Below are 12,801 nucleotides of genomic sequence, written 5' to 3' on the forward strand. Positions count from 1 at the left end.
ATTAATTTGGGTTATATCTACAATGTGTGGTTTTAACCACACTTAACTACGAATGTAAAAACTTACAAACTTTTTTATTTCACTTCTACGCTGAAAGGTGTTAATTTTCGTTAAAATGTATATTTAGTCGTTTAATGTCACAAAAGTGAATTAACTTATTTTATAGAAATTTATTCAAAATCAATTTGTAATCATAGATAAAATGCAAATATAATCGCTTAAATGCTATTTACAAAAGTTTTGAAAGAAATTACTTAACATTTATTTAAAGCGATTGTTTTATAACTACTTACGATAAAAAATTACAAGAGGTTTTATTTACAGATTAATATACATACGTTTATATTTGCACAAATTGACAAAATGAAGTTTTTAGACGAAATACAAAGAAGAAGAACATTTGGTATTATATCTCACCCAGATGCAGGTAAAACAACACTTACAGAAAAACTATTACTTTTTGGAGGTGCAATTACTGAAGCTGGTGCTGTAAAAAGTAATAAAATAAAAAAAGGTGCTACTAGCGATTTTATGGAGATTGAGCGCCAACGTGGAATCTCTGTTGCAACTTCTGTATTGGCTTTTGAATATAATGGCATCAAAATAAATATTTTAGATACTCCTGGACACAAAGATTTTGCAGAAGACACCTTTAGAACTTTAACTGCTGTAGATAGTGTAATTGTTGTTATAGACGTTGCAAAAGGAGTTGAGGAGCAGACAGAAAAATTGGTAGAAGTCTGTCGTATGCGCAACATACCTATGATTGTTTTTATTAATAAAATGGATAGGGAAGGTAAAGATGCGTTTGAATTGTTAGATGAAATAGAACAGAAACTCAAACTAACAGTTACTCCTTTAAGTTTTCCTATAGGTATGGGCTATGACTTTAAAGGCATTTATAACATTTGGGAGAAAAATATTAATTTGTTTAGTGGAGATAGCAGAAAAAATATTGAAGAAACTATAGAAATTAGTGATTTAAATTCTAATGAATTAAATGAATTAGTTGGTAACAAAGCTGCAGAAACTTTACGTGAAGAATTAGAATTAGTTGAGGGTATTTATCCAACGTTTAACAATGAAGAGTATTTAAAAGGAACTTTACAACCTGTGTTTTTTGGTTCAGCTTTAAATAGTTTTGGAGTTAGAGAATTATTAGATTGTTTTGTTGAAATAGCTCCAAAACCAAGAGCTAAACAAAGTGAGGAACGTTTAGTTAAACCAGATGAAGATAAATTTTCTGGTTTTGTATTTAAAATTCATGCTAATATGGATCCAAACCATAGAAACAGATTGGCTTTTGTTAAAATAGTTTCGGGTCAATTCAAGCGAAACACACCATATTTACATGTTAGACATAATAAAAAGGTGAAATTTTCAAGTCCTAATGCTTTTTTTGCAGAGAAAAAAGAAATTGTAGATGTTTCCTATCCAGGTGATATTGTTGGATTACAAGATACTGGAACCTTTAAAATTGGTGATACACTAACAGAAGGCGAAGTACTTAATTATAAAGGAATCCCAAGTTTTTCACCTGAACATTTTAGATATATCAATAATGCAGATCCATTAAAATCTAAACAATTATTTAAAGGTATAGATCAATTAATGGATGAGGGAGTAGCCCAATTATTTACTTTAGAGCTAAATGGTAGAAAAGTTATTGGAACAGTAGGCGCCTTGCAATATGAAGTTATTCAATACAGATTAGAGCATGAATATGGTGCAAAATGTACATATGAAAATTTGAATGTGCATAAAGCTTGTTGGGTAGATCCAGAAGACAAAAAAAATGAGGAGTTCAAGGAATTTTTAAGAGTAAAACAACGTTTTTTAGCCAAAGACAAAAGAGGACAATTGGTGTTTTTAGCAGATTCTGCTTTTTCTTTACAGATGACAGAGCAAAAATATCCAAGTATTAAATTTCATTACGTTTCTGAATTTGAATAAACCAAAATTTATTTTAAAGCGATTTAAGAGCGTTTTACTATTTAGTATGCAGAAATACATTACCTAAATTTTTAAATTCATATTTATCATATTAAATAAAGTAATATTTTTTAAAACTATAAGTAATACTTATAACAAACACTAAATATTATAATAATATATTATAGTTGTTGTTCTTCATAAAAAAACCTTTTTACAAATTTGTAAAAAGGTTTTTTAGTTAAACTTTAAAATTATACCTAATCAGTCGATCCAAAATTCAAAAGAATAGGAGATTGCTCAAAAAAATATTTTGAGCACCTACTAAAATCAAATTTTATATTGTTATTTAAATAATTAAGCTTGACCTGTAAGCCAATATTTAATGGTATAGGAGGTTGCCCAAAAAAATATTTTGAGCACCTCTACTAAAATCAAATTTTATATTGTTATTTAAATAATTAAGCTTGACCTGTAGGTCCAAAATTTAATGGTATAGGAGGTTGCTCATAATCTTTGATTTCACCATGTGCTTTTTCGAATCGTTTTACATTTTCGCCTAAAGCTTTTAACAATCGCTTTGCATGTTGAGGCGTCAAAATAATTCTAGACTTTACTTTACTTTTTGGTGTACCAGGCATTATACTAACAAAATCTACTACAAATTCCGAAACGGAATGATTGATTATTGCCAAGTTAGAATAAGTGCCTTCAGCAACTTTTTCGTCTAACTCTATATTTATTTGTCCTTGCTTTGGTTTATTATCTTTATTATCTGCCATAATTATTTTGTTTTAAATAAAGAATCCTGCAATAGTGCAGGATTCTTTTAATTATTCAATAAGAATTATATTTATAACTTAAACTATACAATTAGTTATAGTTAACTTCTTGTTTAGCTTTCATCATTTGATCAAATTCTTCTTTAGATCCTACTATGATGCTCTCGTAAGCACGCATTCCTGTTCCTGCTGGAATACGGTGTCCTACAATAACGTTTTCTTTAAGACCTTCTAAAGTATCTACCTTACCAGCTACTGCTGCTTCGTTTAATACCTTTGTAGTTTCTTGGAAAGACGCTGCAGAGATAAACGATTTAGTTTGTAAAGAAGCTCTTGTAATACCTTGTAAGATTGGCGTTGCTGTTGCTGGTTGCGCGTCTCTTGCTACTACAAGTTTTTTATCTTCACGACGTAAGATTGAGTTTTCATCTCTTAATTGGAAAGCAGAAATAATCTGTCCTTCTTTTAAATTAGTAGATTCTCCAGCATCTTCAACTACTTTCATTCCGAAAATTTCGTCATTTTCTTGAATGAAATCAGATTTATGAACTAGTTGGTCTTCTAAGAAGATTGTATCTCCAGAATCAATAATTCTTACCTTACGCATCATTTGTCTTACAACAACCTCAAAGTGCTTATCATTAATTTTCACACCCTGTAAACGATATACTTCCTGTACTTCGTTTACTAAATATTGTTGTACCGCAGATGGACCTTTAATATTTAAGATATCGTTTGGAGTTACTGAACCATCAGATAAAGGCATACCAGCTTTAATAAAGTCGTTTTCTTGTACCAAAATCTGGTTAGATAACTTCACTAAATACTTTTTAACTTCACCTAATTTAGACTCAACAATAATCTCGCGATTACCTCTTTTTATTTTACCAAATGACACTACACCATCAATTGCACTAACAACCGCTGGGTTAGAAGGATTACGTGCTTCGAATAACTCTGTTACACGTGGTAAACCTCCTGTAATATCACCTGCTTTTGCAGATTTACGAGGAATTTTAACTAAGATTTTTCCAACCTTAATTTTTTCTCCGTCGTCAATCATAATGTGCGCACCTACTGGTAAGTTGTAAGAACGAATTGCTTCACCTTTAGCATCCTCCACAATAAGTGTTGGTATTAATTTTTTGTTTCTTGATTCAGAAATCACTTTTTCTTGGAACCCTGTTTGCTCATCAATCTCTACTTGATAAGTAACCCCTTGTTCAATATTTTCATATCTTACTTTTCCAGCAAATTCTGAAATAATTACACCGTTGTATGGATCCCAAGAACAAACTACATCTCCTGCTTTTAGTTTATCTCCATTTTTAACAAAAATATGAGAACCATAAGGAATGTTATTTGTACTTAAAGTAATACCTGTTTTCTTATCAACTAATTTAAGCTCTGAAGTACGAGAGATTACAACATCTACTGCTTTACCATCGTTATCAGTACCTTTAACCGTTTTTAAGTCTTCAATTTCGGCAATTCCATCGAACTTAACAGCTAATTTATTTTCTTCAGAAATGTTACCTGCAATACCACCTACGTGGAATGTACGAAGTGTTAACTGTGTACCAGGCTCTCCAATAGATTGCGCTGCTACTACACCAACTGCTTCACCACGTTGTACCATTTTATTAGTGGCTAAGTTACGTCCGTAACATTGTGCACAAATACCTTTTTTAGCTTCACATGATAATGGTGAACGTACTTCTACAGCTTCTACTGGTGAATTTTGAATTCTTGCAGCAACTTCTTCATTAATTAATTGCCCAGCTTCTACTAGAACTTCTTCAGTTAATGGATTGTAGACATCATTTAATGAAACTCTACCTACAATTCTTTCTGCTAAATCTTCAACAACTTCGTCATTCTTTTTAAGTGCTGTTACTTCTACACCTCTTAAAGTACCACAGTCTTCACTGTTTACAATAACATCTTGAGATACATCTACTAAACGACGTGTTAAGTATCCTGCATCTGCAGTTTTAAGTGCTGTATCGGCAAGTCCTTTACGTGCTCCGTGAGTTGAGATAAAGTATTCTAAAATTGAAAGTCCTTCTTTAAAGTTAGAAAGAATTGGGTTTTCAATAATTTCTCCACCACCTGCATTAGATTTTTTAGGCTTTGCCATTAATCCACGCATACCTGTTAACTGACGAATCTGTTCTTTAGATCCACGAGCTCCAGAATCAAGCATCATATATACCGAGTTGAATCCTTGTTGATCTTCTCTAATACGCTTCATTGACAATTCTGTCAATTCTGCATTGGTAGAAGTCCAGATATCAATAACTTGGTTATAACGTTCGTTGTTAGTAATCAATCCCATGTTATAGTTACCAGTAATACCATCGACCTTAGCATTTGCTGCATCAATCATAGATTGTTTTTCTGGTGGAATAATAATATCTCCTAAACTAAATGATAACCCTCCTCTAAATGCGAAATTATACCCTAAAGTTTTTATTTCATCTAAGAAAGCAGCAGTTTCTGGTACACTAGTTACTTTAAGGATATTACCAATAATATCTCTTAAAGATTTTTTAGTTAATACTTGGTTAATATAACCTGCTGCAGCTGGAACTTTTTCATTAAATAGTACACGTCCTACTGTTGTTTCAATAATCTGTGGTACTAATTCTCCAGCCTCGTTAAAGTCCATTGTTCTAACTTTAATTCCTGCGTTTAATTCTACTCGTTTTTCGTTGTAAGCTATTGTTACTTCTTCTGCCGAATAGAAAGTTAAACCTTCACCTTTTACTGGCACCTCTTTAGTAGATAATCTGTGCTTAGTCATATAATATAGACCAAGTACCATATCCTGAGAAGGTACAGTTACTGGAGATCCGTTTGCTGGATTTAAAATATTATGAGAGGCTAGCATTAAAAGCTGTGCTTCTAAAATTGCTTCTGGACCTAGAGGTAAGTGAACAGCCATCTGGTCACCATCAAAATCAGCATTAAACGCAGTACACACTAATGGGTGTAACTGAATTGCTTTACCCTCAATTAATTTAGGTTGGAAAGCCTGAATACCAAGTCTGTGTAATGTAGGAGCACGATTTAAAAGTACTGGATGTCCTTTTAAAACATTTTCTAAAATATCCCAAACTACTGGTTCTCTTTTATCTATAATTTTCTTAGCAGACTTAACTGTTTTTACAATACCTCTTTCAATTAATTTTCTAATTACAAAAGGCTTATAAAGTTCTGCAGCCATATTTTTAGGTAAACCACACTCAAATAACTTCAATTCTGGTCCTACAACAATTACAGAACGTGCAGAATAGTCAACACGCTTACCTAGTAAGTTTTGACGAAAACGTCCTTGCTTACCTTTAAGTGAATCTGATAATGATTTTAATGGTCTGTTAGAGTCTGTTTTTACAGCAGATGATTTACGTGTGTTATCAAATAATGAATCTACAGATTCTTGTAACATACGTTTTTCATTACGTAAAATTACCTCTGGTGCTTTTATCTCCACTAATCGCTTTAAACGGTTGTTACGGATAATTACACGACGGTATAAATCATTTAAATCTGAAGTTGCAAAACGTCCACCATCTAAAGGCACTAATGGTCTTAATTCTGGTGGAATAATTGGCACTACCTTCATAATCATCCATTCTGGACGATTTTCTCTATTTTGATTAGACTCACGTAATGCTTCAACAACTTGTAGACGTTTTAAAGCTTCTGTTTTACGTTGTTTAGACGTTTCTGTATTAGCTTTATGACGTAATTCGTATGATAAAGCATCTAAGTCTATTCTTGATAATAGATCTATAAGACATTCTGCACCCATTTTAGCGATAAACTTATTTGGATCAGAATCTTCTAAATATTGATTATCCTGTGGAAGTGTTTCTAAAATATTTAAATACTCTTCCTCAGTTAAAAAGTCCATTTTTTGTAATGGTTCTCCTTCTTCATTTTTAGCATTACCTGGTTGAATTACTACGTAACGTTCGTAATAGATAATCATATCTAATTTCTTAGATGGTAATCCTAATAAATATCCTATTTTGTTTGGTAACGAACGGAAGTACCAAATATGTGCTACAGGTACAACTAAATTAATGTGTCCTACTCTGTCACGTCGTACTTTCTTTTCTGTTACTTCTACTCCACAACGGTCACAAACGATACCTTTATATCGAATACGTTTATATTTACCACAAGCACACTCATAGTCCTTTACAGGACCAAAGATACGCTCACAGAATAAACCATCACGTTCTGGTTTATGTGTACGATAATTGATAGTTTCTGGCTTTAATACTTCACCTCTAGACTCTGCTAAAATAGACTCTGGTGATGCTAAACCAATAGAGATTTTATTAAATCTCTGTACTGTATTCTTATCTTGTTTTTTTGCCATAATTCTTATAGTGTTCAGTTTGTAAAGCAGTTTTAAGATAATTTAAAACTGCTTGACTCACTTAAAATTATTCTTCTAATCTAATGTCTAATCCTAATCCTTTCAATTCGTGCATAAGTACGTTGAACGATTCTGGTAATCCTGGTTCTGGCATTGGCTCTCCCTTAACGATTGCTTCGTAAGTTTTAGCTCTACCTACTACGTCATCAGATTTTACAGTTAAGATTTCTCTTAAAGTACTTGACGCTCCATAAGCTTCAAGTGCCCAAACTTCCATCTCACCAAAACGCTGACCTCCAAATTGTGCTTTACCACCTAAAGGTTGTTGTGTAATTAATGAGTATGGTCCAATAGAACGTGCGTGCATCTTATCATCTACCATATGCCCTAATTTAAGCATATAGATTACTCCAACGGTTGCAGGTTGATCAAATCGATCTCCAGTTCCACCATCATATAGATACGTATGACCATATCTTGGTATTCCAGCTTCATCAGTTAATTCATTAATCTGATCTATGGTAGCTCCATCAAAGATTGGAGTAGCGAATGTGCGACCTAAATCTTGTCCTGCCCATCCTAAAACAGTTTCATAAATCTGTCCAATGTTCATACGCGATGGTACACCTAATGGGTTTAATACAATATCAACCGGAGTTCCATCTTCTAAGAAAGGCATATCTTCTTGACGAACAATACGTGCAACAATACCTTTGTTACCATGTCGTCCTGCCATCTTATCACCTACTTTTAACTTACGTTTTTTAGCAATGTATACTTTAGCTAATTTGATAATTCCTGCTGGTAATTCATCTCCTACAGATATAGTAAACTTCTCACGTCTTAAAGACCCTTGTAAGTCGTTTTCTTTAATCTTGTAATTATGAATTAAGTCAGCTACTAATTTGTTAGTATGCTCATCTGTAGTCCAAGTACCTCCTGTTAAGTGCGTATAATCATCAACAGCATTTAACATTTTTAAAGTGAATTTTTTACCTTTTGGTAATACTTCTTCACCTAAATCGTTAAAAATACCCTGAGATGTTTTTCCGTTAACTATTGCAAAAAGCTTTTCAACTAATACAGCTTGTAACTCATCAAACTTAGTGTAATACAGATTTTCTAATTTTGCAATATCTTCTTTATCCTGAGCTCTCTTACGTTTATCTTTTACTGCTCTAGAGAATAATTTCTTATTAATTACAACTCCATGTAAAGAAGGAGACGCTTTTAATGATGCATCTTTTACATCACCAGCTTTATCTCCAAAGATAGCACGTAATAATTTTTCTTCTGGTGTCGGATCAGATTCTCCTTTAGGTGTAATCTTACCAATTAATATATCACCAGGTTTTACTTCTGCACCAATACGAATCATTCCATTTTCATCAAGGTCTTTTGTTGCCTCTTCAGAAACATTTGGAATATCATTAGTCAATTCTTCATTTCCTAGTTTAGTATCTCTAACATCTAAAGAGTACTCATCTATATGAATAGAAGTAAATATGTCTTCACGTACAACTTTTTCAGAAATTACAATTGCATCCTCAAAGTTATAACCCTTCCAAGGCATAAAGGCAACTTTCATGTTTCTACCTAGAGCTAGCTCTCCTTTTTGGGTTGCATAACCTTCAGATAATACTTGACCTTTAACTACTTTATCTCCATTTTTAACAATTGGCTTTAAGTTGATAGAAGTTCCTTGGTTTGTTTTTCTAAATTTAACTAGAGGATAGGTTTTAACATCACTGTCAAAACTAACTTTTGCTTCGTCTTCTGTACGTTTGTATTTAATAACAATCTCGTTAGCATCAACATATTGTACTACTCCATCTCCTTCTGCATTAATTAATACACGAGAATCTGAAGCTACTTGACGCTCTAATCCAGTTCCAACAATAGGAGCTTGAGGACGTAATAATGGTACCGCTTGACGCATCATGTTTGATCCCATCAATGCACGGTTGGCATCATCATGCTCTAAGAAAGGAATTAATGATGCTGAAATCGATGAAATTTGGTTAGGTGCTACATCAGTATAATGAATCTCTTTAGGATCCATTACTGGGAAATCACCTTCCATACGAGCAATTACTTTATCATGTAAAATTTTACCCTTACTATCAACTTCAACAGTTGCTTGCGCGATTAATTTATCTTCTTCTTCTTCAGCACTTAAATATATTGGTTCTCCTTTAATATCCACGACACCTTTATCAACTTTCCTGTATGGCGTTTCAATGAATCCCATTGAATTAACCTTAGCATAAACCGATAATGAAGAAATTAATCCAATGTTTGGTCCCTCAGGAGTTTCAATTGGACATAATCTTCCGTAGTGTGTATAGTGTACATCACGTACCTCAAAACCAGCTCTTTCTCTAGATAAACCTCCAGGTCCTAATGCTGATAAACGACGTTTGTGAGTAATCTCGGCTAATGGATTAGTTTGATCCATAAACTGAGATAACTGGTTTGTACCAAAAAACGAATTAATTACTGACGATAAGGTCTTAGCATTAATAAGGTCAATTGGTGTAAACACCTCGTTATCACGAACGTTCATACGCTCACGAATAGTACGAGCCATACGAGCTAAACCAACACCAAATTGAGAAGATAATTGCTCACCTACTGTACGAACACGACGGTTAGATAAGTGATCAATATCATCAATCTCTGCTTTAGAGTTAATTAACTCAATTAAATATTTAATTATGGTAATGATATCTTCTTTGGTAAGCACTTGCTTATCCATACCAATATCTAATCCTAATTTTTTATTCATTCTATAACGACCTACTTCACCAAGAGAGTAACGTTGATCACTAAAGAATAATTTGTCAATTATACCTCGTGCTGTTTCCTCATCTGGCGGTTCAGCATTACGTAATTGACGGTAAATATGTTCTACTGCTTCTTTTTCAGAATTTGTTGGATCCTTTTGAAGCGTATTATGTATTATTGCGTAATCTCCTTGTTGCGCACTTTCTTTATGTAAAAGAATAGTCTTTACGTCAATTTCAAGGATTTCTTCTATATTGTCTTTATCTAATTCTGTGTCACGATCTAAAACTATTTCGTTACGTTCAATAGATACAACTTCACCAGTATCTTCATCTACGAAATCTTCATGCCAAGTATTTAAAACACGTGCGGCTAGTTTACGACCGATTACTTTTTTAAGTCCAGATTTTGACACTTTAACCTCTTCGGCTAAGTCAAAAATCTCTAAAATGTCTTTATCTCGCTCAAATCCAATAGCTCTAAAAAGAGTCGTTACAGGTAACTTCTTCTTTCTATCGATGTAAGCATACATCACTTGGTTAATATCCGTAGCAAATTCTATCCACGATCCTTTAAAAGGAATGACTCTAGCTGAATATAATTTGGTTCCATTAGCATGGAATGATTGCCCAAAAAATACACCTGGAGACCTATGTAACTGAGATACTACTACACGTTCTGCACCATTGATACAAAATGTACCAGAAGGTGTCATGTAAGGTATAGTTCCTAAATACACATCTTGAACAATGGTCTCGAAATCCTCATGTTCAGGGTCTGTACAATATAACTTTAACCTTGCTTTAAGCGGAACGCTATAGGTTAGTCCTCTTTCAATACACTCTTCTATGGTATATCTTGGTGGATCAATAAAGTAATCTAAGAATTCTAATACGAATTGATTACGTGTGTCTGTAATTGGAAAGTTTTCCATGAAGGTATTATATAAACCTTCATCACCTCTTTCTTCAGATTTTGTTTCTAACTGGAAAAAATCCTGAAAGGATTTAATCTGAATATCCATGAAATCTGGGTATTCTGTTCTATTAATTATAGACGAGAAATTTAATCTTTCAGCTTGTGTTACTAACATCAATGGACGAAATTTTGATTAAAAAAAATATGATTGCATATAGCTAATGACTATATACGACAAATGGTTTAGGTCGAAAAGCACATGCTTCAGACCTAAACCTTTGTAAAAATTATTGAGTAAGCTTACTTAAGCTCAACCTCTGCTCCAGCTTCTTCTAATGAAGTTTTTAAGCCTTCAGCTTCGTCTTTAGAAACTCCTTCTTTGATTGCACTTGGTGCATCATCAACTAAACCTTTAGCTTCTTTTAATCCTAAACCAGTTAATTCTTTAACTAATTTTACAACAGCTAACTTAGCGCTACCTGCTGATTTTAAAATTACATCAAATTCAGTTTGAGCTTCTCCAGCGTCTCCACCAGCAGCACCACCACCAGCAGCAACAGCTACTGCAGCAGCAGCAGGCTCGATACCATACTCATCTTTTAAAATAGTAGCTAACTCGTTTACTTCTTTTACCGTAAGGTTAACTAATTGTTCTGCGAAATCTTTTAAATCTGCCATTTTTCTATCGTTTTAATAATTTTTTAATTTAATATATAATTGTAAAAGTGCGTACTTTTTAAATTATCCCTCTTTTTGAGATAATGTTTTTAAGATACCTGAAAGTTTTCCACCACTAGATTTAAGAGCCGAAACAACGTTTTTGGCTGGAGATTGTAATAATCCAATGATTTCTCCAATTAACTCTTCTCTAGACTTGATGTCAACTAGCATATCTAACTGATCGTCTCCTAAGTAAATAGCTTCTTCAATAAAAGCACCTTTTAATAGAGGCTTTTCAGATTTTTTTCTAAAAGCTTTAATTACTTTAGCTGGAGCGTTTCCAGTTTCAGAATACATCACAGATGTATTTCCTTTTAGTGTTGATGGTAATGCTCCAAAATCTCTATCTGAAGCTTCCATTGCTTTTTCAAGTAATGTATTTTTAACTACTGCTAATCTTACATCTGCTTTAAAACAAGCACGACGTAAATCTGAAGTAGCACCTGCATTTAAACCAGAAATATCTGCGATGTAGATATTTGAATTATCAGCTAATTGTGCAGTTAAGTCTTTAATTACTTGTGATTTTTCTTCTCTTGTCATAATAATATAAAGTGTTTAACTACTTAACCTATTTTAGTATCTACAGCAATACTAGGACTCATTGTACTTGACATATAAATGCTCTTTACATAAACTCCTTTTGATGCAGTTGGTTTAAGTTTCATTATAGTTGTTAATAATTCATTTGCATTACCTTCAATTTTATCAGCACTGAAAGATGCTTTACCTATTGATGCATGTACTATTCCTGTTTTATCAACTTTAAAGTCGATTTTACCAGCTTTTACTTCTGTTACAGCTTTTGCTACATCCATAGTTACCGTTCCTGTTTTAGGGTTAGGCATTAAACCACGAGGACCTAATACACGTCCTAAAGGACCTAATTTACCCATAACACTAGGCATAGTGATAATTACATCAACATCAGTCCAACCACTCTTGATTTTATCAAGGTATTCGTCTAATCCAACGTAATCTGCACCAGCTTCTTTAGCTTCTGCTTCTTTATCTGGAGTTACTAAAGCTAAAACTTTAGTGTCTTTACCAGTTCCGTGAGGAAGAGATACTACACCTCTTACCATTTGATTAGCTTTTCTTGGGTCAACCCCTAAACGAATTGCTAAATCCACAGATGCGTCAAATTTGGTATTAGTAATTTCTTTTACTAATTCTGAAGCTTCTTTTAAAGAATATACTTTATCCTTTTCTATTTTAGCTACAGCTTCTTTTTGTTTTCTTGTTAATCTTGCCATTTTAAAATCTTTT

Annotated in this window: 7 protein-coding genes; 1 reads left to right on the top strand and 6 read right to left on the bottom strand. The window is 33.1% G+C overall.

What is annotated here, in order from left to right; genetic code table 11:
* Positions 1-363: 363 nt before the first annotated feature.
* A complete protein-coding gene (locus Ollyesu_RS01485) occupies positions 364-1,953 on the top strand; it encodes a peptide chain release factor 3 (RefSeq protein WP_279302048.1) in 1,590 nt (529 codons plus the stop codon).
* Positions 1,954-2,393: 440 nt separating this feature from the next.
* Here Ollyesu_RS01485 and Ollyesu_RS01490 read toward each other — a convergent pair whose 3' ends face one another.
* From Ollyesu_RS01490 to rplA, 6 genes are all read right to left on the bottom strand, one after another.
* Entirely contained in the window at positions 2,394-2,714 is a 321-nt protein-coding gene (locus Ollyesu_RS01490; RefSeq protein ID WP_111660180.1) for a DUF3467 domain-containing protein, read from the bottom strand.
* A 91-nt stretch (positions 2,715-2,805) separates the two neighbouring features.
* Positions 2,806-7,107 (bottom strand): DNA-directed RNA polymerase subunit beta', encoded by a 4,302-nt coding sequence (gene rpoC, locus Ollyesu_RS01495; protein ID WP_279302049.1) that lies wholly within the window; start codon positions 7,105-7,107, stop codon positions 2,806-2,808.
* Positions 7,108-7,174: 67 nt separating this feature from the next.
* Positions 7,175-10,987, bottom strand: a complete 3,813-nt coding sequence (rpoB, locus tag Ollyesu_RS01500; protein ID WP_279302050.1) for a DNA-directed RNA polymerase subunit beta — start codon at positions 10,985-10,987, stop codon at positions 7,175-7,177.
* A 125-nt stretch (positions 10,988-11,112) separates the two neighbouring features.
* Positions 11,113-11,490 carry a 50S ribosomal protein L7/L12 gene (rplL, locus tag Ollyesu_RS01505; RefSeq protein ID WP_279302051.1) on the bottom strand — a complete coding sequence of 126 codons (378 nt, stop codon included), beginning with the start codon at positions 11,488-11,490 and terminating at the stop codon, positions 11,113-11,115.
* A 63-nt stretch (positions 11,491-11,553) separates the two neighbouring features.
* The gene (rplJ, locus tag Ollyesu_RS01510) at positions 11,554-12,075 is read right to left on the bottom strand and encodes a 50S ribosomal protein L10 (RefSeq protein ID WP_279302052.1); all 522 of its coding nucleotides are present in this window, start codon (positions 12,073-12,075) and stop codon (positions 11,554-11,556) included.
* A gap of 23 nt (positions 12,076-12,098) precedes the next feature.
* Entirely contained in the window at positions 12,099-12,788 is a 690-nt protein-coding gene (rplA, locus tag Ollyesu_RS01515) for a 50S ribosomal protein L1 (protein WP_111660185.1), read from the bottom strand.
* Positions 12,789-12,801: the final 13 nt, after the last annotated feature.

Source organism: Olleya sp. YS, from assembly GCF_029760915.1.
GTDB lineage: Bacteria > Bacteroidota > Bacteroidia > Flavobacteriales > Flavobacteriaceae > Olleya.